The sequence below is a fragment of the Streptomyces sp. NPDC001668 genome (assembly GCF_042893155.1).
Classification (GTDB): Bacteria; Actinomycetota; Actinomycetes; order Streptomycetales; family Streptomycetaceae; genus Streptomyces.
Window position 1 is genome coordinate 212,766 of the sequence record NZ_JBIAUQ010000011.1, and the last position, 21,321, is coordinate 234,086.

Here is a 21,321-nt window from a genome sequence, read left to right on the forward strand (position 1 = left end):
TTCGGCGCGGACGGCCGCGCGGATCCGATGCTTCGGCGGCACGGGGCTCGCCCCGCGGCCGATGTGCGTGGGGGGTCCGCGGGGCGAGGGTCTACCCATGAAGCACCTGCTGGAACTGCTCGGTTTCCTCGCCCTGGTGCAGGGCGGGACGGGGCTGCTGCACGAATTCACGGACTGGCACATCGGCCTGGTCCAGCGGATCGGTTTCCTCGACGGTTACGGGATCTGCGCGAGCATCGCCCTGATCGTGCCGGCGTTCGCGCTGTTCGCCGCCGCGGACGCTGTCAGCAGCCGTAGTTGATCAGGTTGAAGGTGACGTAGTGGTCCGCCGTGTAGTAGTCCTCCTGGCTCTTCTGCCCGGTGACGATCCGGCGTGCTCCACGCGTGGAGGAGCCCGGCGTGATCACCGTGTACTCGTGGTAGTAGCCGGTCGACTGGCCCGGCAGGACGCCTTCCCGGTTCTGGAAGACGCTGCCGTCCTGCGAGTAGGGGTAGGGACCGCCCTGTTCGATCAGGTCCAGGGTGTCGTAGGCCTGGGAGGGCAGCTTGGTGTAGCAGACGCTGCCGACCGCGGCGGCCGCCGGGGTTGCGGTGGTGACGGTGCCGCCGACGAGGAGGGCGGACAGGACGGCGGCCGCGGCGCCGATGCGAGTGATCCGTGGGGGGAATCTCATGCCCTCATGATGACGCGCGTAGACAGTGGCATGTCAATGACAACTCCGCAGATTTTCCCGTCAAGTCCGATGAGTTTTCGGGGAGTTAACCTGCCGCCCGGCGCCTTCACGAACACCGGGCGGCGGTCGGCCCGAGGTCCCTGTCCGTTCGCCGCCAGCGGTCGCGGGGTTCGGCCGGTGGGATGGGGGTCATGACAACGACTCACGGAACTCTGAACGGCAAGGTCGCGCTCGTCACTGGGGGCAGTCGGGGGATCGGTGCGGCCACGGCGGTGCGGCTGGCGCGGGAGGGCGCTGATGTGGCCGTGACGTACATGGACGGCAAGGAGGCGGCCTCGGACGTCGTACGGCGGATCGAGGCGCTGGGGCGGCGGGCCGTGGCCCTGCGGGCGGACTCCGCGGACCCGGACGAGGCCGCGGGGGCCGTCCCGCGTACGGCGGAGGCGCTCGGTGGGCTGGACGTACTGGTGAACAACGTGGGCGTGGGGGTGCTCGGGCCGCTCGGCGAGCTGTCCCTCGCCGACGTCGACCGGGTGCTGGCCGTCAATGTGCGCGGGGTGTTCCTCGCCTCTCAGGCGGCGGCCGCGCGGATGCGGGACGGAGGGCGGATCATCACGATCGGCAGCTGCATGACCCAGCGGGTGCCCGGCCCCGGCGGGACCCTGTACACGACGAGCAAGTCGGCGCTGGTCGGGCTGACGAAGGCACTCGCGCGGGAGCTGGGCGCGCGCGGGATCACGGCGAACATCGTGCATCCCGGGCCTGTCGACACGGACATGAACCCGGCGGACGGGCCGTTCGCGGCGGGGCAGGCCGCGATGACCGCGGCGGGCCGGTTCGGGACGGCGGAGGACGTGGCGTCGATGGTGGCGTATCTGGCGGACGCCGAGTACGTCACCGGGGCGGAGTTCTCCGTGGACGGGGGGCACGCGGCGTGAGGTAGGCGTATCCCCTGCCGCGTCCGAGGAGCGTGAGTCCGCACCTCGGACGCCGCAGGGCCGGCCTCAGCCGCCCAGTTCCTGGTGCCTCGCCGACAGCGCCGCCGCGCCGCTCTCCGTCAGGGAACCGAACAGCCGCAGGCGCGAGATCCCCCCGTCCGGGAAGATGTCCACGCGCGCGTGCGTGCCCACGGCCGGCTCCGGCAGGACGAAGCGGTGGTTGGTGTCCGGCTGGAGGCGGGTGCGCGGGAGGATCTCGCGCCAGTCGCCGTCCTCGCCGTCGCGGACCGACACCGCAGCCCAGCCCGCGCTGTTCCCCTTCAGATACGCCGTGTCGATCTCTATGGCCCTGATCCGGGACTGGGCCACGAGGCGGTAGCGGATCCAGTCGTGGCCCCGGTCACGGCGGCGGCGGGTCTCCCAGCCGTCGTCCATCTTGCGGGAGCGGCCCGGCTGGATGGTGTTCGAGGCCGGTGAGTAGAAGAGGTTCGAGGCGTCCTCCGCCTGGCCGCCGTTCTCCAGGGCGACCACGTCGAACGTGCCGAGGACCTCCAGCCACGCCGGGTCCGGGACGACCTCGCCGTACACGCGCAGACGGGCGATGCCGCCGTCGGGGTGCTGGTTGACCCGCAGGTGCGTGAAGCGCTGCTCCAGCGAGACGGAGAAGCCGTTCGCCGCGTGCCCGCCGACCGGTGTCCGCGGGACCAGGGTCGTCCACTTCACGTCGTCCCCCAGCAGCTCCTCGGGGGACGGGGAGCCCGCCACGGACGTGCCCTCGACCGACACCGCCTGCGGGTAGTTGCCGCGGAAGTGCGCCGTGTCGACCACGATCCCCCGGATTACGCCGGGCGCGCCGAGCCGCACCAGCGCCCAGTCGTGGTCCTCGGCGGTCGGCCAGGGGTGTTCGGCCGAGGCGCCGCGGCGGCGCCGGGTCTCCCAGCCGTCCATGATCTTGCCCTTGTGCCCGAAGTGCTCGGGGTCGAACTCGGCCCGCTCGGGCATGAGCAGGTTCTCGCGCTGGGCGAAGAACTCGTCGTTGGCGGCGATGACCGCGGCTCCGAGCGACCGTGCGGCGAGGTTGGCGTACTGGGTGAAGGGGAAGTCGGCGGTGCGGTAGTCCGCGTACGGGTCACCGCCTCCGTACGGATGCGCGTCGCCGGTGAAACTCGGAATCGCCGTCACGTATGCGTGCCTTTCAGGAGGGGGCCGGTGCGGGTGGATCAGGGTCTGCGGGTGAGCAGTTGGCCCTTCGGTGGCGTGAACTCGCCGTCCGCCGCGATGCGTTCGCCGCGCAGCCAGGTCGACTTGACCACGCCGTACAGGGTCTTGCCCGCGTACGCGGTGACGCGGTTGCGGTGCTGGAGGGCCGCCGGGTCGACGGTGAAGGTGTCGTCGGGTGCGAGGACCGCGAAGTCGGCGTCGCGGCCGGCCTCGATGGCGCCCTTCCGGTCCAGGCCGACGAGTCGCGAGGTCCGCTCGGACATCCAGCGGACCACGTCCTCCAGCGAGTGGCCGCGCCTGCGGGCCTCCGTCCAGACCGCCGCCAGGCTCAGCTGGAGTCCCGAGATGCCGCCCCACGCGGTGGCGAAGTCGTCCGTCTTGAGGTCGGCGGTGGACGGGGAGTGGTCGGTGACCACGCAGTCGATGGTGCCGTCGGCCAGCGCCTGCCACAGCAGGTCCTGGTTGGCGGACTCCCGGATGGGCGGGCAGCACTTGAACTCGCTCGCCCCGTCGGGGACTTCCTCGGCCGTGAGGGTGAGGTAGTGCGGGCAGGTCTCGACGGTGAGGCGGACGCCGTCCGCCTTGGCCTGGGCGATCAGCGGGAGCGCGTCGCTCGACGACAGGTGGAGCACGTGCACGCGTGCGTCCAACCGCTTCGCCTGGGCGATGAGTTGGGCGATCGCCGTGTCCTCGGCGTCACGCGGGCGGGACGCCAGGAAGTCGGCGTACTTCGGACCGCCCTGCTGCGGGGCGGCCTCCAGGTGGTGCGGGTCCTCGGCGTGCACGATCAGCAGGCCGCCGAAGGAGGCGATCTCGGCCAGGGACCGAGCGAGCCCGTCCTGGTCGAGATGCGGGAACTCGTCCACGCCCGACGGCGACAGGAACGCCTTGAAGCCGAAGACACCCGACTCGTGCAGCGGGCGCAGGTCCTTGACGTTGTCGGGCAGCGCGCCGCCCCAGAATCCGACGTCGATGTGGGCCTTGTCGGCGGCGACCTCCTGCTTGGTACGGAGGTTGTCGACCGTCGTCGTGGGCGGCAGGGAGTTGAGCGGCATGTCGACGAGGGTGGTGATACCTCCGGCCGCCGCGGCGCGGGTGGCGGTCCAGAAGCCCTCCCACTCGGTGCGGCCGGGGTCGTTGACGTGCACATGGGTGTCGACCAGGCCGGGCAGCAGGACGTCGTCGCCGAGGTCCTCGAGGCGGGCGTCTTCAGCGACGGGGGCGTCGTACGGCAGTACGGCGGTGATCTTCCCGTCGGCGACCGCGACCGACGCGGGCCGCGTCCCCTCGGGTGTGATGACGCGCGTCGAGCGCAGCACCAGTTCAGTGTCGGACACCCGGACCCCTCTCTGCCGCCGTGAAGTTCCGTGCCGCCGTTAACTTCCGCGTAACGGAATTCAACTTTCTGTTGAAGGAGTCTTCACTCCCGGCCGAGCGCCGTCAAGGGCACACTTCCTCACAGTGCGCCCCGCGTCGGCACTCTGGACCTTTCCACAAGACGGAATTACAATTCCGGTAGACAGAACGTAGCTATGCACCAGCGGGGAGTCAACCGACTGCCGGGTAGGCTTCTGCCCTCCTGCCCAGACCCGAAAGGCAGCTCCGAAAGGAACGCGCCGTGCCGACGTCCAGCGCCAGCACCACCGACTCCGCCAAGTCCGCCGGTGGCGGGGTCCAGTCACTCGAGCGCGCCTTCGATCTGCTGGAGCGGATGGCGGACGCGGGCGGCGAGGTCGGACTGAGCGAACTGGCCGCGAGCAGCGGGCTTCCGCTGCCCACCATCCACCGCCTGATGCGCACCCTCGTATCCTGCGGATACGTCCGTCAGCAGCCCAACCGGCGCTACGCCCTCGGGCCCCGCCTGATCCGCCTCGGCGAGTCGGCCTCCCGGCTCCTCGGCACCTGGGCCCGCCCCTACCTCGCCCGCCTGGTCGAGGAGACCGGCGAGACGGCCAACATGGCGCTGCTCGACGGGGACGAGATCGTCTACGTCGCCCAGGTGCCGTCGAAGCACTCGATGCGGATGTTCACCGAGGTGGGCCGGCGGGTGCTGCCGCACTCCACGGGTGTGGGCAAGGCCCTGCTCGCCCACACTCCCGACGACGAGGTGCGTGCCCTGCTCGCCCGGACCGGTATGCCGGCCGCGACGGAGAAGACGATCACCACGCCGGACGGCTTCCTGGCCGCCCTCGAGGACGTGCGCGGCCGGGGCTACGCGGTCGACGACAACGAGCAGGAGATCGGCGTCCGCTGCCTCGCGGTCTCGGTGCCCAACTCCCCCACCGCGGCGGCCATTTCGATCTCGGGGCCGGCGGGACGGGTCACCGAGGCGGCCACGGAGAAGATCGTGCCGGTGCTGCAGCAGGTGGCGTCGGAGCTGTCGCAGGCGTTGGCCAGCCAGAGTCCGGCGTGACGGTGAGTGGGCGGGTGCGGGTTCGGGTTCGGGTGCGGGTGCGGGTGCGGTGGGGGCGGGCGTTTTTGCGCAGTTCCCCGCGCCCCTGAGATGCCTGCGGCGGCCTGCTGCGGTCCGGTGGGGGCTTGTGTAGCGCGTGCGGTGGGTTGTGGGTCGGGGCCGGGGTGGGGGGTATCCGTCCTCGGTCCGGCGGCTCGGCCACTTGAGTAGTGCCCTGTAACGGACGCCGGCCGCTGCGGGCGGACACCCCCCACCCCGTCCCCTTCCCGCCGTACGCGGCCAACGGCCCATGGGGGCGCAGGCGACTGCAACCCCCTAGGGGCGCGGGGAACTGCGCGACCAGCCCCCACCGACCTGTAGCCGCCCTACAACCCGACCCGGCACCCCCCTGGGCGCCCCGCCCAAGCCCAGCGCAGCGGCCCCGCGGGGAACTGCGCGACCAGCCCCCACCGACCTGTAGCCGCCCCACAACCCGACCCGGCACCCCCCTAGGCGCCCCGCCCAAGCCCAGCGCAGCGGCCTCGCGGGGAACTGCGCGACCAACCCCCACCGACCTGTAGCCGCCCGACAACCCGACCCGGCACCCCCCTAGGCGCCCCGCCCAACCCGCGGAGCGATCAGCGTGGCTCGCTGAACAGTTCCACCGCGTCCCGTACCGCCGACAACCCCCGCGACAGCGCGCTCACCGACCCGATCGCCCCCGCGATCAGCAGCAACGACCGTCGCAGCCGCGGTACTTCGGGCTCCCCGTAGGCCGTCATGGCGGCCAGCGCGGCGAGTTCGTCCTCGGCGATGTCACGGTCGGGGAACTCGGCCGGGTGCGCGGCGAGTTCGCGGCGCAGCCGGGACACCGCGGTCCGCAGTTCCGCCACTCTCGGATCGTTGTCGCTGCCGGTCACTGGCCTCTGCCCCAAGCTCCGCAACACAGCTCTCCCCCTCGCACACCTTCGTGCGCCCAGCGTCGCCATGCCCCTGTGACGTTGGTCGGGCGCCGAGGGACGCGGGTCAGTAAACGCCACGCAGGGCGCCGGGCGCCACCGTGCGGACCGAAATTCAGCCCGTGGAAACCCGGCACACCCCGGCGCGTCAGGTATGCAGGACGCATGACGGAGAACGAACAGCAGGTGGCCGGGCTGCTCCTGGCCGCGGGCGGTGGGCGGCGGCTCGGCGGGCGGCCCAAGGCACTGCTCGCGCACCGGGGCCGCCCGCTCGTCGAGCACGCGGTCGGTGTACTGCGCGCGGCCGGCTGCACCCGCGTGCACGTGGTCCTGGGGGCGGCCGCGGCGGCCGTACGGGAGCGGGCGGAGCTCGGCGGCTGCGTGCTCGTGGAGAACCCGGAGTGGGCCGAGGGGATGGGGTCGTCGCTGCGGGCCGGGCTCGGCTCGCTGGCCGGGACGGAGGCGCGGGGCGCGCTGGTCTCGCTCGTCGACCAGCCCGGCATCGGGCCGGAGGCAGTCGCCCGAGTGCTTGGCGCGTACGAGGACGAGACCTCGCTCGTGTCGGCCGCCTACGGCGGCGTACGCGGCCACCCGGTGCTCCTCGGCGCCGCGCACTGGGCCGGGATCGCCGCGACTGCGACCGGCGACCAGGGGGCACGCGCCTATCTGAAGGAGCACCGGGGCGCGATCGTACTCGTCGAGTGCGGGGACGTGGCCGAGCCGTACGACATCGACACCGCGGCCGACCTGGCGCACCTTGAGTGAACGGCGTGGCACGCAGAGCCACCTTCGCTCGACCCGGAGAATCTCGACATCAACAAACCATTGAACTTCCACAATGAGGAAACTAGTATCCACTGTTCAGAAGCGCCCTGCCCCCGCGAGGGGCGCCGCTCGTGTACCCGGTTCGACTGGCACCCGGTGCCACCGCTGAAGGAAGTGACCGCTCATGTCCGCACCAGCGCCGTCCCCGCTGGCCATCGTCGACGCCGAGCCCCTGCCGCGGCAGGACGAGGTCCTCACCGAGGCGGCCCTCGCCTTCGTGGCCGAGCTGCACCGCCGGTTCACGCCCCGGCGTGACGAGCTCCTCGCCCGCCGCGCCGAGCGCCGCGCCGAGATCGCCCGCACCTCCACGCTCGACTTCCTCCCGGACACCGCCGCGATCCGCGCCGACGACTCCTGGAAGGTGGCCCCCTCCCCGGCGGCTCTGGAGGACCGCCGGGTCGAGATCACCGGCCCCACCGACCGCAAGATGACCATCAACGCCCTCAACTCCGGGGCCAAGGTGTGGCTCGCGGACTTCGAGGACGCCTCGGCGCCGACGTGGGAGAACGTCGTCCTCGGGCAGGTCAACCTTGCCGACGCGTACACGCGGAACATCGACTTCACGGACGAGAAGTCCGGCAAGTCCTACGCGCTCAAGCCCGACGAGGAACTCGCCACGGTCGTCATGCGCCCGCGCGGCTGGCACCTGAACGAGCGGCATCTCGTGGACGCGAACGGCACCCCGGTGCCCGGCGCGCTCGTCGACTTCGGCCTGTACTTCTTCCACAACGCCCAGCGGCTGCTCGACCTCGGCAAGGGCCCCTACTTCTACCTCCCGAAGACCGAGTCGCACCTCGAAGCGCGGCTGTGGAACGACGTGTTCGTCTTCGCGCAGGAGTACTGCGGAATCCCGCAGGGCACCATCCGCGCCACCGTCCTGATCGAGACGATCACGGCCGCGTACGAGATGGAGGAGATCCTCTACGAACTCCGCGACCACGCCTCGGGGTTGAACGCGGGCCGCTGGGACTACCTGTTCTCCATCGTCAAGAACTTCCGTGACGGCGGCGCCAAGTTCGTCCTGCCGGACCGCAACGCGGTCACGATGACGGCCCCGTTCATGCGGGCGTACACCGAACTCCTCGTCCGCACCTGCCACAAGCGCGGCGCGCACGCGATCGGCGGCATGGCGGCCTTCATCCCCTCCCGCAAGGACGCCGAGGTCAACAAGGTGGCCTTCGAGAAGGTCCGCGCCGACAAGGACCGGGAGGCCGGCGACGGCTTCGACGGCTCCTGGGTCGCCCACCCCGACCTGGTCCCGATCGCCATGGAGTCCTTCGACAAGGTCCTCGGCGACAAGCCGAACCAGAAGGACCGGCTGCGCGAGGACGTCCACGTCGAGGCGGCCGACCTCATCGCGATCGACTCCCTGGAGGCGAAGCCGACGTACGACGGCCTCGTCAACGCCGTCCAGGTCGGCATCCGTTACATCGAGGCCTGGCTGCGCGGGCTCGGCGCGGTGGCCATCTTCAACCTCATGGAGGACGCGGCCACCGCGGAGATCTCCCGCTCGCAGATCTGGCAGTGGATCAACGCGGGCGTCGAGTTCGAGCACGAGGGAAACACCGTGAAGGCCACCCCGGAGCTGGCCCGCGAGGTCGCCGCCGAGGAGCTCGCGCACATCCGTGCCGAGCTCGGCGAGGAGGCGTTCGCCGCCGGGCACTGGCAGCAGGCCCACGACCTGCTCCTTGAGGTCTCCCTCGACGAGGACTACGCGGACTTCCTGACGCTGCCCGCGTACGAACAGTTGCGCGGCTGATCCGCAAAAAGGCTCACTTGTCCGAGTGGCCCAGGGACTTCCCCGGGGCCACTCGGTCGCGTACGGCCTGCTTCACCGCCGTGGGCTCGGGGAAACCCTGCTCGCGGCGGTCCCAGACCACCTCGTCGTCGACGCGGACCACGAAGACGCCGCCCTTGCCGGGCTTCAGCGACAGCTCGGAGAGCTCGGTCTCGAAGGTGGTGAGCAGCTCCTGCGCCAGCCAGGCCGCGCGGGGCAGCCAACGGCACTGGGTGCAGTACTCGATCTGTACGACGGGGCTCATCCGAGGTGCACCGACCAATCCTGTTCCGCGGCCGGCTTGCCGTGCAGGTCGGGCACCCGCTTCAGCCACTGGGGCCGGCCTTCCTGTGTCCTCGCCGCGCGGAGAGCCTCCTCGGCGGCGAGTTCCTCCCGGGTGGGGAAGTCGGTGGGCAGCCACGACGCGGAGGCCCGCACGCGCGCGTGGAGGTACGTCACATAGGCCTCGCGTGCCTCGGCCGGGGTCGCGAAGTCCGTGAGCCAGGCGTCCGGGACGGCGGCGGTGACCTCGCGCAGGAGGTCGGGCGTGACCTTGGGCGCGAGTTCCTCGTCGGCGGCGCGCACGTCGGGGCCGTAGTGGCCGAGGGCGTGATGGCGGAAGTCGTAGGACTTCGCCGGGTCGGTGCCGTCCCAGCGGTGGTGGAAGACGAGGGCGGCGCCGTGGTCGATCAGCCACAGCCGCGGGGGCGCGATGCCGAGCGTCGGCCAGATCATCAGGTTCGAGCTGTGGACCGTACGGTCCACGTTGACGGTCAGGGCGTCGAGCCAGACGATCCGGCCGGCCTCCAGCGGGTCCACGGGAAAAAGACTGGCGATCTCGGGCGTGAGGTCGCGCGCGCCCGGCAGGTAGTCCATGCCGAGGTTCACCCCCGCGCTCGCCGTGTGCAGGTCCCGCACCTCCTGGTGGGGCTCGCTGTCGGCGATCGCCGGGTCGAAGTGCACGAGGACCAGCTCGGGGAAGCGCAGCCCGAGCGCCCGCGCCAGCTCACCGACGATCACCTCGGCGACCAGCGCCTTGCGGCCCTGGGCGGAGCCGGTGAACTTCACGACGTAGGTGCCCAGGTCGTCGGCCTCGACGACGCCGGGGACGGAACCGCCGGAGCGCAGGGGTTCGACGTAGCGGGTGGCCGCAACCCGTCTCAGCATGCCGCTCCCTTTCTGCCGAGCGCATGAAGTGACCATAGTAACCGAGCGTGACAGCGGACGGCCGAGGGGCCGATCCCGTCGGTGGAGGACAAGTCGGTGGAGGACAATGGGGTCCGGCGGCTCACCGGACGGCGCATGAGGAGTCCACTTGTTACGGTCCGCGGTGCGGTGCGAGGGGCTCACCAAGCGTTACGGCAGGGGGCGTTGGATCCTCCGGGACGTGGACCTGGAGGTCTCGGCCGGAGACGTCCTCGCCGTGGCGGGCGGCAACGGCTCCGGGAAGTCGACCCTGTTGAGGATTCTCGTGGGCCTGTCCCGGCCCACCTCGGGAACCGTCTCGGACCGTCCGCGGAGCATCGGTTACGTACCCGACCGCTTCACCGCCCACGACCGCATGTCGGCACTCTCCTACCTCACCCACATGGGACGCGTCCGCGGTCTGCCGGGGCCGGCGGCCCGCGTCCGGGCGGGTCTGCTGCTGGAGCAACTGGCCCTGGTGGGCGGCCCGGACGCCGCGCTGCGCACCCTGTCCAAGGGCAACGCGCAGAAGGTGGCGCTGGCCCAGGCCCTGCTCGTCGAACCCGATCTGCTGGTCCTCGACGAGCCGTGGTCGGGCCTGGACGCCTCGGCCCACGGTGTGCTGGCCGGGTTCATCGAGGGGGTGGCCGCCCGGGGCGGGGCGGTGGTCTTCACCGACCACCGTGAGGCGAGCACCGAGACGCACGCCACCGGCGTCCTCGCCCTCAGCGGCGGCCGGATCACCGGGCACGGCGGAGCGCGGGCGAAAGCGCGGCCGCCGGAGGTCGAACTGGTCCTGGCGGTGCCGCCCACCGGTGGCCCGCCCGCGGAGGTGAACTGGTACGACCTGCCGGGCGTGCGGGACGCGGCGCGTCGGGGCGAGGCCGTCGTCCTGCGGGTCGCGCGCGAGCACTCGGACGCCGTGCTGCTCACGGCGCTGCGGCACCGCTGGTCGGTGGAGGCCGTCGCGCCGCACGCGGTCCACTCGGGCGCGAGGCGGGCCGCCCTGTGATCGCCCTGATCCGCTACATGGTCACGGCGCTGCTGCTCTCCCAGCGCCATCTCGCCCCGCTGCTGCTGTTCGTCGGGCTGCTCGCAGTGCTGACCAGCAGCGACTCGGGTCCGCTCGCGGCCACCTACGGCTCGGCCGCGGGGGCCATGCTGGTGTGCGCGGTCTGGTCGACCATGGCGCTGATCGGCCTGGAGGACCGCACGCACCGCTCGGTCGTCGTCGTCACCGCGGGCAGCCATCTGCGGGTGCTGCTCGGGTGGGTCGCCACGGCACTGCTGTGGTGCCTGCCGCTGACGGCGGCGGGCCTGTTCCTGCCGCTGCTGTTCGGGTCCCACACGTTCACGGCGGCGGACGCCGTGCTGGGCGTCGAGGCCCAGCTCACCTGCGCCCTGACCGGCGTCGCGATCGGCGTGCTCTGCTCACCTCTGCTCTTCCGCCGCCAGGGCTACGCGCTCGTGGCCGCCCTGGTCCTGCTGCTCGCGGCGATGCTGGGCAGGGGCGTCTCGCCGGTCGGCGTCCTGCTCGGCGATCTGCAGAACGCCTCGGACTCCGCGGACCTCCTCGGGTCCGCGGGGCTCCTGCTCGCCGTCGCCGCGGGAGTGCTGGCGGGGGCGGTGGCGATCGCCCAGGCGGTCAGCCTCCGGAAGGACTGAGGCGCGGCGCCGGGTCACGCACAGACGCGCGGCCGGCTTCGGATCATCTGCCGGCCAGCGGATTCGGCAGCGGCAGGTACCGGGCGTCCGCCCCGTCCGCGCCCGTCCAGCGCAGCAGCAGGTTGGTCTTGCCGGGGAGGGTGGGCGCGCTGAGCAGGGCGGCGGCCTCGGGCAGGTCGTGGCGGGACAGTTCGCGGCGGGCGGCCGGCCAGGCGTCGAACCCCGGGTGGCGTTCGGCAAGGGCGGCGGCGACCTCGCACAGGTGGTTCACGACCAGGCAGTACACCAGCCGTTCCCACCCGGCCCCGCGCGGGACCTCCGGCAGCAGTTTCACGCCTTCCGCGTCCCGGAACAGCGCCTGCACCGGCGTACCGTCGGCGTCCACGGCGACCAGGGTGTTCTGAAGGTGCGCCTCGAGTACGACGCCGTGGTCGGCGAAGGCCGAGAGGGCGGGCGGCACGACCGCGCCCAGGTAGGCCTCCCACCAGGCCGCCGGATCCTCGGCGGTGTCGAGCGGGTTGCCCTCGAAGCCCTCGACGAGGGCCGCGGCGAGCAGCGGGGTCGTCCCGGGCCGCACATGGCCGCGCAGACCGTCGCGGACCAGGACGGCGAGTTCCTCGAAGGCGAAGTCGGCGGTGCGGTAGCCGCGGTCGCTGAGCCAGGCGGCGGGGCGCTCGGCGAAGGCCCGCACCACCGCGTCATCCGTACGGCGGAGTTTCAGCAGGTCGTGACGCCAGAGCCGCCGGATGTCGTTGGTGATGCGCACGTCCAGGCTGAACTTCAGGAAGACGTCGGGTGCGGGGGCGTACACCGTGCGGATCGCGGCCGTCGGCCAGGTCTCGAAGCCGGTCGTGCCGAGCCGGACCAGGCGGCCGTCCTCGAAGGCCTCCGCGCAGTTCACCAGGTCGAGCTGCCAGGGGTGGGCGGGCAGCAGCCGGTAGCCGGGCGGGGCCTGGCCGAGCGCGTCGAGGGCCGTCGTGTCGCCCTCCTCGACGACTGCGTCCTCGCGCACCCCGAGCAGGACCAGCGGGAAACGGGCATGGGCCTCGGGGGCGTACGGCAGCCAGGCGGCTACGGGGCCGCCGCCGCGGGACTTGGGGGCGGGGTGGTAGGGGTGGCCGGTGACGAGGCACTGCTCGGAGCGCTGATACGGGTCACCGGGTGCCGTCGCCCGCTCCCGGGCCGTGAGCAGGGCGGCCACCGCGTCCCGGCTGTCGATCATCTCGGCGGGCAGCTCGTGGTTGGACAGTCCGGTGTGCCGGGTCAGCTCCTCGGCGGTGAGCTTGACGAGTTCGGTGTGACCGACCCGCTGCCAGCCGTCCGCCGTCTCCACCTCGGGCTCGGCGGGCCGCCGGCCGCCCCGCACCCTGAGCAGTCGCCCGCCGGGGAGCCGGTAGACCGGGCGGTCGCCGGGTTCCGGGAGCGGCTCGGCGATCTCGCGCAGCAGGCAGTTGAGCAGGGGTGCGGCCGCGTACGCGTCGGCGCGGTGTGCGACGGCGGTGCCGGCCGGCGGGGGCGGGAGATCCACGCGGTTCACTCGTTCTCTACGGTTCATCCGGGGCGATGACGATCAGTATGTCTGCCGTCACCACCCCACCGTGACACCAGTCGCACCCGAGGAGACCGCCCGTGCACCGTCCCCGCGCCGCCGAGGCAGCGTTCGCCGAGGAGCTGGCTGTCGTACGCCCCGACCTCGTGTCGCGGTACACGGCCGAGCTGCCCGGCGCCCGCGCGGCCGTGCTGTCCCGGCTGTGGCGCGGGCTCACGCACGAGCCTCTGCCCTGGGTCGCGGCGCGGGAGGCGGGCCGGGAGGGGCTCACCCTGCGTCTCACGGACGGACGCGGGCTGCACGGCCCGCACCCGGACCCGTTCGCCACCGACGACCGGGTCACCGTCGTACGGCTGGACGGCGTCGCCCACGACGACCCGGCGCGCCTGATGACCGGCCTCGGTGTGCCGCACGGTGCGGAGTTCGCCGCCGAACTGGCCGACAGTGTCGTGTCGTTGGCGCTGTCCAGGGCAGTACAGCCGCCCCGCTCTAAGGAGTGGCCGGTGCGCGACTGGGAGTGGGAGCAGCGGGTCGTCGACGGGCACCCCTATCACCCCAACTGCCGTTCCCGGCCCGGCTTCTCGGTGGCCGAGCAGCTGGCCTACGGTCCCGAGCACCGGCCGCTGGTGCGGCTGGGGCTGGTGCCGGTGCCGGCCGGGGAGTGCCTGGTGACGGGTGCGTGGCCGTCGGAGATGCGGGACGGGGAGCGACTGCTGCTGCCGGTGCATCCGTGGCAGGCGGACCATGTGCTGAAGCGGCCGGTCACGGAGGGCCTCGACGCCCACCCGCTGATGTCCCTGCGCACCCTCGCCCTGGTCGAAGGGCCGCACGTCAAGACCGCGTTGAGCGCCCGGATCACGTCCTCGGTGCGGGACATCTCCGTCTACTCGATCGGCATGTCGGCGACCCTCTCGAAGTTCGCGGAGACACTCGCGGAGCGCATGGACGGACTCCTGCACTTCACCCGCACGCTGGGTGCGGTGACGGCCAACTCCCCCGATCTGGCCGCCGTGTTGCGCGAGTCCCCTCAGGTGTACGGCGACCGGGTCCTCCCGGTGGCGGCCCTCGCCGGCACCGAACTGCCCCGATCGCCCGCCTGGCTGGCCGAGTTCGCCCGGCTGGCGCTCACGGTGGGACTGCGGCTGCTGGAGCTCGGTGTCGCCCTGGAGGCACACGGCCAGAACCTCCTCGTCGTCCTCTCGGAGTCGGGCGCGCCGATGCGGCTGGTCTACCGGGATCTGGCCGACATCCGGGTCAGCCCGGCCAGGCTCGCTCGGCACGGCATCCCGGTTCCGGCGCTGTCCGGGCGGGTCGTCACGGACGACGTGACGACCCTGCGGCGCAAGCTGTTCGGCTCCCTGGTGGCCGGCGCCCTCGCGGGTACGGCGAGTTCGGCGACGGCGTTGCGGGGGGCGCTGGAGACGGCCGTACGAGACCTGCCGCCGACCCCCGATCTGGCCGCGCTGCTCGAACAGCCGCTGCCCGCGAAGGCGTTGACGCTGATGCGGCTGTCGCCGGGGACACCGGGCGACCAGTGGACCGAGCTGCCCAACCCGCTTGCCTGAGCGGCCGTTTTGGAGCCCGGCGCCCCTGATCAATAGGATCCGGCGATGATCACAAGAAAACGGCTGGCGGCAGGAGTGGGCGCCCTGCTCGCCGCCCTGACGGCCGGGATCGCCTTCCCGGTCGCGGCGGTCGCCGGTGAACCCACGGGCGGTACCGCGCCGCAGGTCGATCTCGTCCTCGACGTGAGCGGCTCGATGCGGACGGCGGACATCGACGGCGGCACCCGGATGGCGGCGGCGAAGCAGGCCTTCAACGAGGTGCTGGACGCGACGCCCGAGGAGGTCCAACTCGGCATCCGGACGCTCGGCGCCAACTACCCGGGCGACAACCAGAAGACGGGCTGCAAGGACACCGCGCAGCTCTATCCGGTCAGCACCCTGGACCGCACCGAGGCCAAGACCCAGGTGGCGACCCTGTCCCCCACCGGCTGGACGCCGATCGGCCCCGCGCTGCTGAAGGCCGCCGGTGACTTCACCGGCAGCGCCTCCTCCAAGCGGATCGTGCTGATCAGCGACGGCGAGGACACCTGCGCCCCGCTCGACCCCTGCGAGGTGGCCCGTGAGATCGCCGCCAAGGGCATCGGGCTGACCATCGACACCCTCGGCCTGGTCCCCAACACCAAGATGCGGCAGCAGCTGAGCTGCATCGCGGAGGCGACCGGCGGCACCTACACCTCGGTCGAGCACGCCACCGAACTCACCGACAAGGTCAACCAGTTGGTGGACCGCGCGGCGGACCCGGTGGTGACCCCGGTGGCCACCGAGGGCGCCGGGACCTGCGCCACGGCGCCCACCCTGAAGTCCGGCCTCTACACCGACCGCGAGGAGTTCACCCAGCAGCGCTGGTACCGGGTGGACGTCGATCCGGGCCAGGAGCTGCGGGCCTCGGTGAGCGTGGCGGCCGACCGGGCCGTGAACCCCTCGTACGGGGTGCTGCTGCGGGCGGTCACCGTGCACGGACGCGAGATCGTGCGCGGCGAGGGCGCGGGCAACGGCCGTACGGACGTGATCTCCACGGGGCTCAGGTACCCGAAGGCGGAGAGCGACGACGAGGACGCCCCGGCCGAGACCGTGTGCCTCCAGGTCACCAACTCCTTCTCGGCCGCCTCCGGGGTGAAGACCACACCGGGTCTCCCGCTGGAGCTGACCGTCGACGTCGTGGACGGGCCGTCGAAGGCGAGCGACGTGGCCTCCTTCGGTCTCGGGCGCGGCTGGTGGCTGCTGGGCGTGCTGATCCTCGCCGGGTTCGTCGCCGGTCTGCTGTGGGGCTGGCTGTCACGCTGGCGGGTAGCGGTCTGGAGGACCAACTGATGTGGATCACACGCGCGTTGAGCGCTTCCCTGCTGATGCTGGGACTGGCCGTCGCGCCGGCCGCGGCCGACTCCTCGCCGACTCCCACGGACTCGGCGTCGGCGGACGGTGACGCGCCCACCCAGGCGGGCACCTCCTTCCGTACGGCGACCGAGGTCGAGCAGGGGCAGACGGCCACGGCGAGCGGCTCCACGGGCGACTACCTGTACTGGTCGTTCCCGGCGGACGCCGGCCAGCGCCCCACCGTGACGGCGACGGTGAAGCTGCCCGAGACCCACGCCTCGCAGACCTGGCAGATCGACGTGTACGACGGTCTGCGCCGCCGCCAGTCGTGCCAGTACGGCGCGCAGACCCGTACCGCCGCCGCGGACGCCTCCTCGGTGGAGCTGGCCTGCACACTGCGCACGGTCCGCGCCTGGTCGGAGACCTGGGCCAACGACCCGTTGCCGGGGACGTACTACGTCCGTCTGACGGCCGTCGGTCTCACCACGGCCGACCTGGGTCTGCCGGTGAGCACCGAGGTCCGGGCCGACTCCAAGGACATCGGCGGTTCGGCCGCGGTGGACGGTTGGCTGGCCGAGCCGCTGGTGCCGGGCATCGCGGTGAAGTCCGAGGCGGAGAAGGACGGTTCGCAGGACTCCTCCGCCGTGCTGTCCGCCATCGAGCCCGAGGACGGCTGGTCCTCCGGCTGGTGGTCCGACCGGTGGGTGTGGACCGCGATCGGCGGCGCGCTCGCCGCGCTGGCGGGTGTCGGCGGGTATGCGCTGACGCGCGGGTCCGGGCGCCCGCACCGGGTGCCGCCGAGCGCCTGACGCTCTGTCGAAGGCCCGCCGTGCTCAGGTACGGCGGGCCTTTCTCGTGCCTCCCGCTCTCATGCCTCCCGCTCTCATGCCTCCCGCCCTCACGCCCCCGCCCTCACGCCTCCCGCAGCGCCTTGGCGATCGTGCCGTCCCCGGTCACCTCGACCCGGCCGGCGCGCACCGCCTCCGGCAGGCCCAACTCCCCCCGGCTCAGGGCCCCGCAGGTCCCGGCGTCCAGGACCAGCCGGGCGTCGGGCTCCCCGGGTGCCGGCCCGTCGCCGTACGCGGGCCCCTCCTGCGCGCCGACGTACACGTGGAAGTCCCCCTCCTCCAGCCGCACTTCGACAAGCCCCTCCCCCTCCAGCGAGCGCAGCAGGGGCAGCGCGAACCAGTGCGCGCGCACGGCGTCGGTGGGCCGTCGTTCGCCGAGTTCGGGTCCGCCCCAGGTGCCGAGGGCCTGGAGCACCGGCAGCAACTCGCGTCCGCGCGGGGTGAGTTCGTACACGTAGGCCGCGCCGGGCGGGGGCAGCCTGCGCCGGGTGGTCAGGCCGTCGCGCTCCATGTCCTTCAGCCGTGATGCGAGTACGTCCGTGCTCACGCCCGGCAGGTCCGCGTGCAGGTCCGTGTAGCGGCGCGGACCGGCCAGCAGCTCCCGGACGATCAGCAGGGTCCAGCGGTCGCCCACGGCGTCGAGGGCACGGGCCGCGGAACAGTACTGGTCGTAGCTTCGGCGAGGTGACATGCGACGCAGTCTAGACAAGTTGTTGGACTTTCCAAGCTGCCACTTGGTAAAACCAAGCAACACAGGAAACCGGAGAGGCAGCAGCGCATGGAGTTCCGGCAGTCGAGCAAGCTCAGCGAGGTCTGTTACGAGATCCGCGGCCCGGTGATCGAGCACGCCGACGCACTGGAGGAGGCGGGCCACAGCGTGCTGCGCCTCAACACCGGCAACCCCGCGCTGTTCGGCTTCGAGGCACCGGAGGAGATCCTCCAGGACATGATCCGGATGCTCCCGCAGGCGCACGGCTACACGGACTCCCGGGGCGTCCTCTCCGCCCGCCGCGCCGTCGCCCAGCGCTACCAGACGCTGGGCCTGGAGGTGGACGTCGACGACGTCTACCTCGGCAACGGCATCTCCGAACTGATCTCGATGGCCGTACAGGCGCTGGTCGAGGACGGCGACGAAATCCTCATCCCCGCCCCCGACTTCCCCCTCTGGACGGCCGTCACGACCCTCGCCGGCGGCAAGGCGGTCCACTACCTCTGCGACGAACAGGCCGACTGGTACCCGGACCTGGACGACATGGCGTCGAAGATCACCGACCGCACCAAGGCCGTCGTCATCATCAACCCGAACAACCCCACCGGGGCGGTCTACCCGAAGGAGATCATCGAGGGCATCCTCGACCTCGCCCGCCGGCACGGCCTGATGGTCTTCGCCGACGAGATCTACGACCAGATCCTGTATGACGACGCCGTGCACCATTCGGTCGCCGCGCTCGCCCCCGACCTGGTCGTCCTGACCTTCTGCGGCCTGTCGAAGACGTACCGGGTGGCGGGCTTCCGCTCGGGCTGGCTGGTCGTCACCGGCCCCAAGCAGCACGCGAAGAGCTACCTGGAGGGCCTGACCATGCTGGCCTCCATGCGGCTGTGCGCCAACGCGCCCGCGCAGTACGCCATCCAGGCCGCGCTCGGCGGCCGTCAGTCCATCCACGAGCTGACCGCGCCCGGCGGCCGGCTGTACGAACAGCGCACCGTGGCCTGGGAGAAGCTCAACGAGATCCCCGGTGTGTCGTGCGTGAAGCCGAAGGGCTCGCTGTACGCCTTCCCGCGTCTCGACCCCAAGGTCCACAAGATCCACGACGACGAGAAGTTCGTCCTGGACCTGCTGCTGCGGGAGAAGATCCAGGTCGTCCAGGGCACCGGCTTCAACTGGCCGACCCCGGACCACTTCCGCATCCTGACGCTGCCCCACGCGCAGGACCTGGAGGCGGCGATCGGGCGGATCGGGCGGTTCCTGAGCGGATATCGGCAGTAGCTGGTGGGGTTGTTGGGATTCACGGCCGGCGAGAGCGGGGATGCCCTAGGGTACGGCCACTGATCCCGGGGGCCGAGGGGATCGGGGGATGGGGGAACCCCAGGTGTTCAAGTCTCGTCGGCGTGTGTCGGGCACGTCCTCGGTCTTACGCGGGCGTGCCGCGCTGCTGGTCCTGCTCGTGGTGCTCGCGGGCAGCCCGTGGGTGCAGCGGCCGCTCTCTGACTACTACTACCGGAAGTTCTCCATAGAGCTGTCCGACGACAAGCTCCTGCGCTGGCTCGTGGAGGCCGCGTTCCTGCCTCGCTGGGAGGTGTCCGCCGACCGGTACGGCAGCGCGTCCTCGCTGGTCGTGAGCGATCTCGCCGTCCTGGTCCTGCTCGCGGGACTCGCCCTCTCCGCCCGGCGCCCGGCGTCCCGCGGGACAGCACGCACGCTCCGCTGCCTCGCCGCGGGCGTGCTGGTGGCGGCGCTGGCCAACCTGGCCTGGTGGGGGCTGCACGAGGCCTTCGTCGACGATGTGCCGCTCGCACCGGCCGACATGCTGGTGAAGGACCTGCTGCGCAGCGCCCTCCTCTTCGGTCTCGCAGCAGGCGCGCTGCTCGCGCTCCTCACCGCCGGTCTGCCGCGCACAGTCACCGAGAACCCTGTCGGCGCCATGACCGTGCGGCTCGGCCGCCTGAGCAAGGGAGGGCTCGGCATGACCACCGCCCCGGTCCACATGCCGGTCGGGAGCGCGCCGGGTGACGTCACCCGGTATCTGTGCGCCGCGGCCTATGTGGACGAAGGATTCGCCGACCGCGTGGTGGAGGACGTCCTGGCCGACGCGGCCGGGGCGGTCGCCCCCTCCCCCGGGGTCGACCTGGTGACGGTCGTACGGCACTGTCTGTCGGCACAGGAGATGCGGCACCGCCGGGATCAGCGGCTGACCGCCGCCTTCACGCTCGTGGCCGTGTTCGCGCCGCTGTGGCTGCTGTTCGTCACCCTGTTCCTGTCGATCACCCGGCAGGCGGGTGGCCGGCCCAGTCTGGCCACCCGCGGCCGGCACCAGCCGGGGAAGGCGGTACTGGTCGGGACGGCGGTCGCGGCGGGCATCGCGGTGCTCTTCGCCTTCGGCTTCGGCGTCGTCCTGTCGTCGCTGCCCGCCCCCGGGTTCGTGAGCTGGCTGCTGGGCTCCTACCTGGGCGGGGTGCCGGCCGCGCTGGTGTCGGTCACGGCGGTGGCGCTCGCCTACGTGACGGTCGTACACCATGAACTCGCCGTCGACCGGCTGCTGCGCACGACCCTGACCCGCGAGACGTTCTCCCGGCAGCCCCGCCCGACCGTGCCGCCGCGCAAGTGGATGGCCGAGCGGCTGGCGGCCATCCGGGAGGCCCAGGACGGGAACGTCACGGTGTACAGCGGGTACACGCCCTTCCTCGGCTATGCCCCGGCTGCCACGCAGTGGTCGATCGCCGTGCCGCTGCTGCCCGCCGACGACGCCGTCGCGGGGGTCGCGCGCCCCGGTGGGCCGGAGGCGTTCACCGTCACCGAACTCGTCGACCACGTACGCGCGCGGCTGTCGGCGACCGCCACGCGTGGCGTGTCCGACGCGGCGGAGGACGGCGAGGCGGCGCTCGGGTCCCTCCTCGTGGGGGACCGGGTCTTCGCGAGCGGCACGGCAGTCGGCGACGACGAGCGGTTCATCAGGGCCACGACCCTCGCCCCGGTCGCCCGGCTGTCGGCCGACCAGGTCGAGCGGATCATGCAGCGTCCCACCGGTGCGGTCCGGCACTGTCTGGCGGTGCATGTGCCGCTGTGGGGCGGGGACGTGGTGCCGAGCGTGTTCCTGCACTTCTCGACCGAGGGCAGAACGCTCCATCTGCACTGCAGCAACCATGTGCTCGGCCCGGTGCGAGCCGACTTCCACGTCGTGGACCGGCTGCGCGGCCCCCTCTCCGCCGACGCGCGGCGGGGGCTGCTGCTGGACGCGGTCCCCGGCACCGGCAGGGCCTTCTTCGCCGCCCCGTCCCGGGCGCTGCGGCAGGCGCGTTTCGAGGGGCGGCACAGCAGACGCATGGTGGACGAGCTCAAGGCCCTGGAGCAGGACCCGGTCTACGACTTCGGCGCCCGGCTGAGCGTGCGGGAGCTGGCGGTCAGCGCGAACTACCAGAACTACTTCCAGGTCGTGGACGGCGCACGGATCACGTCCCTGGTGGAGCGCCACACCCTCGCCGCGATCCGCGAGTTCCTCGACACCCGCGGCTACGACATCACCGACTTCCGCGCCCAGCAGCAGACCATCCTCAACCAGGGGCTCATCCAGCAGGGCGGCATGAGCATCATCGGCAACCAGGCGATCGGCGCCGGCGCGACCGCCACGCAGCACGTCCCTCAGCAGTCCGGCGCGGCCGCGCCCGTCGTCGGTTCCGGCAAGTAGGAGGTC

Annotated in this window: 20 protein-coding genes; 12 read left to right on the plus strand and 8 right to left on the minus strand. The window is 72.0% G+C overall.

Annotation, left to right across the window (positions count from 1 at the left end; all coding sequences use genetic code 11):
- Nucleotides 1-97 precede the first annotated feature (97 nt).
- Nucleotides 98-301 carry a hypothetical protein gene (locus ACFYZ8_RS29965; RefSeq protein WP_388538185.1) on the plus strand — a complete coding sequence of 68 codons (204 nt, stop codon included), beginning with the start codon at nucleotides 98-100 and terminating at the stop codon, nucleotides 299-301.
- Here ACFYZ8_RS29965 and ACFYZ8_RS29970 read toward each other — a convergent pair.
- On the minus strand, nucleotides 285-674 hold the full coding sequence (locus ACFYZ8_RS29970; protein WP_359035225.1) for a ribonuclease domain-containing protein: 390 nt from the start codon (nucleotides 672-674) through the stop codon (nucleotides 285-287). The two genes, ACFYZ8_RS29965 and ACFYZ8_RS29970, sit on opposite strands and share 17 nt — an antisense overlap.
- Nucleotides 675-865: 191 nt before the next feature.
- Between ACFYZ8_RS29970 and ACFYZ8_RS29975 the strand changes: the two genes are divergently transcribed.
- Entirely contained in the window at nucleotides 866-1,612 is a 747-nt protein-coding gene (locus tag ACFYZ8_RS29975) for an SDR family oxidoreductase (RefSeq protein WP_388538184.1), read from the plus strand.
- Nucleotides 1,613-1,678: 66 nt separating this feature from the next.
- Here ACFYZ8_RS29975 and alc read toward each other — a convergent pair whose 3' ends face one another.
- Both alc and allB read right to left on the minus strand, forming a co-directional pair.
- Nucleotides 1,679-2,794: an allantoicase gene (gene alc, locus ACFYZ8_RS29980; RefSeq protein ID WP_359035229.1), complete on the minus strand. Its 1,116-nt coding sequence runs from the start codon at nucleotides 2,792-2,794 to the stop codon at nucleotides 1,679-1,681.
- Nucleotides 2,795-2,832: 38 nt separating this feature from the next.
- Nucleotides 2,833-4,170: an allantoinase AllB gene (gene allB / locus ACFYZ8_RS29985; RefSeq protein ID WP_388538182.1), complete on the minus strand. Its 1,338-nt coding sequence runs from the start codon at nucleotides 4,168-4,170 to the stop codon at nucleotides 2,833-2,835.
- 281 nt (nucleotides 4,171-4,451) lie between these two features.
- On the opposite strand from allB, the gene ACFYZ8_RS29990 reads away from it, so the two are divergent.
- A complete protein-coding gene (locus tag ACFYZ8_RS29990; RefSeq protein ID WP_359035233.1) occupies nucleotides 4,452-5,246 on the plus strand; it encodes an IclR family transcriptional regulator in 795 nt (264 codons plus the stop codon).
- A 617-nt stretch (nucleotides 5,247-5,863) separates the two neighbouring features.
- Here the strand turns inward: ACFYZ8_RS29990 and ACFYZ8_RS29995 are convergent.
- On the minus strand, nucleotides 5,864-6,172 hold the full coding sequence (locus ACFYZ8_RS29995) for a DUF5955 family protein (protein ID WP_359031477.1): 309 nt from the start codon (nucleotides 6,170-6,172) through the stop codon (nucleotides 5,864-5,866).
- 177 nt (nucleotides 6,173-6,349) lie between these two features.
- Between ACFYZ8_RS29995 and ACFYZ8_RS30000 the strand changes: the two genes are divergently transcribed.
- Nucleotides 6,350-6,949, plus strand: coding sequence for a nucleotidyltransferase family protein (locus ACFYZ8_RS30000; protein ID WP_359031476.1), 600 nt, complete (start codon nucleotides 6,350-6,352; stop codon nucleotides 6,947-6,949).
- A gap of 184 nt (nucleotides 6,950-7,133) precedes the next feature.
- Nucleotides 7,134-8,768: a malate synthase A gene (aceB, locus tag ACFYZ8_RS30005; RefSeq protein WP_388538179.1), complete on the plus strand. Its 1,635-nt coding sequence runs from the start codon at nucleotides 7,134-7,136 to the stop codon at nucleotides 8,766-8,768.
- 13 nt (nucleotides 8,769-8,781) lie between these two features.
- On the opposite strand, the gene ACFYZ8_RS30010 is transcribed toward aceB, so the two are convergent.
- Complete coding sequence (locus ACFYZ8_RS30010; RefSeq protein ID WP_359031473.1) at nucleotides 8,782-9,051, minus strand: SelT/SelW/SelH family protein; 270 nt, start codon at nucleotides 9,049-9,051, stop codon at nucleotides 8,782-8,784.
- The gene (locus tag ACFYZ8_RS30015) at nucleotides 9,048-9,953 is read right to left on the minus strand and encodes a HipA family kinase (protein WP_388538177.1); all 906 of its coding nucleotides are present in this window, start codon (nucleotides 9,951-9,953) and stop codon (nucleotides 9,048-9,050) included. Before ACFYZ8_RS30015 ends, ACFYZ8_RS30010 begins: the two co-directional genes overlap by 4 nt.
- 220 nt (nucleotides 9,954-10,173) lie before the next feature.
- On the opposite strand from ACFYZ8_RS30015, the gene ACFYZ8_RS30020 reads away from it, so the two are divergent.
- Nucleotides 10,174-10,983: an ATP-binding cassette domain-containing protein gene (locus ACFYZ8_RS30020; RefSeq protein ID WP_388538175.1), complete on the plus strand. Its 810-nt coding sequence runs from the start codon at nucleotides 10,174-10,176 to the stop codon at nucleotides 10,981-10,983.
- Complete coding sequence (locus ACFYZ8_RS30025) at nucleotides 10,980-11,636, plus strand: hypothetical protein (protein ID WP_388538173.1); 657 nt, start codon at nucleotides 10,980-10,982, stop codon at nucleotides 11,634-11,636. Before ACFYZ8_RS30020 ends, ACFYZ8_RS30025 begins: the two co-directional genes overlap by 4 nt.
- Before the next feature lie 43 nt (nucleotides 11,637-11,679).
- Here ACFYZ8_RS30025 and ACFYZ8_RS30030 read toward each other — a convergent pair whose 3' ends face one another.
- Complete coding sequence (locus ACFYZ8_RS30030; protein ID WP_388538171.1) at nucleotides 11,680-13,173, minus strand: IucA/IucC family protein; 1,494 nt, start codon at nucleotides 13,171-13,173, stop codon at nucleotides 11,680-11,682.
- 92 nt (nucleotides 13,174-13,265) lie between these two features.
- Here ACFYZ8_RS30030 and ACFYZ8_RS30035 point away from each other — a divergent pair, with 92 nt between their 5' ends.
- The 3 genes from ACFYZ8_RS30035 to ACFYZ8_RS30045 are packed head-to-tail and all read left to right on the plus strand — an operon-like array spanning nucleotide 13,266 to nucleotide 16,873.
- Nucleotides 13,266-14,750, plus strand: coding sequence for an IucA/IucC family protein (locus ACFYZ8_RS30035; RefSeq protein ID WP_388538169.1), 1,485 nt, complete (start codon nucleotides 13,266-13,268; stop codon nucleotides 14,748-14,750).
- A 45-nt stretch (nucleotides 14,751-14,795) separates the two neighbouring features.
- Entirely contained in the window at nucleotides 14,796-16,061 is a 1,266-nt protein-coding gene (locus ACFYZ8_RS30040) for a VWA domain-containing protein (RefSeq protein ID WP_359031467.1), read from the plus strand.
- Entirely contained in the window at nucleotides 16,061-16,873 is an 813-nt protein-coding gene (locus ACFYZ8_RS30045) for a hypothetical protein (RefSeq protein ID WP_388538168.1), read from the plus strand. Before ACFYZ8_RS30040 ends, ACFYZ8_RS30045 begins: the two co-directional genes overlap by 1 nt.
- A gap of 103 nt (nucleotides 16,874-16,976) precedes the next feature.
- Here the strand turns inward: ACFYZ8_RS30045 and ACFYZ8_RS30050 are convergent, their stop codons facing one another.
- Nucleotides 16,977-17,603 (minus strand): winged helix-turn-helix transcriptional regulator, encoded by a 627-nt coding sequence (locus ACFYZ8_RS30050; RefSeq protein WP_388538167.1) that lies wholly within the window; start codon nucleotides 17,601-17,603, stop codon nucleotides 16,977-16,979.
- Nucleotides 17,604-17,690: 87 nt separating this feature from the next.
- Between ACFYZ8_RS30050 and ACFYZ8_RS30055 the strand changes: the two genes are divergently transcribed.
- Both ACFYZ8_RS30055 and ACFYZ8_RS30060 read left to right on the plus strand, forming a co-directional pair.
- Nucleotides 17,691-18,899 (plus strand): pyridoxal phosphate-dependent aminotransferase, encoded by a 1,209-nt coding sequence (locus tag ACFYZ8_RS30055; RefSeq protein WP_359031464.1) that lies wholly within the window; start codon nucleotides 17,691-17,693, stop codon nucleotides 18,897-18,899.
- A 103-nt stretch (nucleotides 18,900-19,002) separates the two neighbouring features.
- Nucleotides 19,003-21,315 carry a hypothetical protein gene (locus ACFYZ8_RS30060; protein WP_388538389.1) on the plus strand — a complete coding sequence of 771 codons (2,313 nt, stop codon included), beginning with the start codon at nucleotides 19,003-19,005 and terminating at the stop codon, nucleotides 21,313-21,315.
- The last annotated feature ends 6 nt before the right edge of the window (nucleotides 21,316-21,321 follow it).

What these genes read in the sequence shown, in the direction of transcription:
- ACFYZ8_RS29975 (WP_388538184.1), top strand. Translation starts at nt 866, where the DNA reads ATGACAACGACTCACGGAACTCTGAACGGCAAGGTCGCGCTCGTCACT.
- ACFYZ8_RS29965 (WP_388538185.1), top strand. Translation starts at nt 98, where the DNA reads ATGAAGCACCTGCTGGAACTGCTCGGTTTCCTCGCCCTGGTGCAGGGC.
- ACFYZ8_RS30050 (WP_388538167.1), bottom strand. Translation starts at nt 17,603, where the DNA reads ATGTCACCTCGCCGAAGCTACGACCAGTACTGTTCCGCGGCCCGTGCC.
- ACFYZ8_RS30040 (WP_359031467.1), top strand. Translation starts at nt 14,796, where the DNA reads ATGATCACAAGAAAACGGCTGGCGGCAGGAGTGGGCGCCCTGCTCGCC.
- ACFYZ8_RS30010 (WP_359031473.1), bottom strand. Translation starts at nt 9,051, where the DNA reads ATGAGCCCCGTCGTACAGATCGAGTACTGCACCCAGTGCCGTTGGCTG.
- ACFYZ8_RS29970 (WP_359035225.1), bottom strand. Translation starts at nt 674, where the DNA reads ATGAGATTCCCCCCACGGATCACTCGCATCGGCGCCGCGGCCGCCGTC.
- ACFYZ8_RS30055 (WP_359031464.1), top strand. Translation starts at nt 17,691, where the DNA reads ATGGAGTTCCGGCAGTCGAGCAAGCTCAGCGAGGTCTGTTACGAGATC.
- ACFYZ8_RS30015 (WP_388538177.1), bottom strand. Translation starts at nt 9,953, where the DNA reads ATGCTGAGACGGGTTGCGGCCACCCGCTACGTCGAACCCCTGCGCTCC.
- ACFYZ8_RS30045 (WP_388538168.1), top strand. Translation starts at nt 16,061, where the DNA reads ATGTGGATCACACGCGCGTTGAGCGCTTCCCTGCTGATGCTGGGACTG.
- aceB (WP_388538179.1), top strand. Translation starts at nt 7,134, where the DNA reads ATGTCCGCACCAGCGCCGTCCCCGCTGGCCATCGTCGACGCCGAGCCC.
- ACFYZ8_RS30000 (WP_359031476.1), top strand. Translation starts at nt 6,350, where the DNA reads ATGACGGAGAACGAACAGCAGGTGGCCGGGCTGCTCCTGGCCGCGGGC.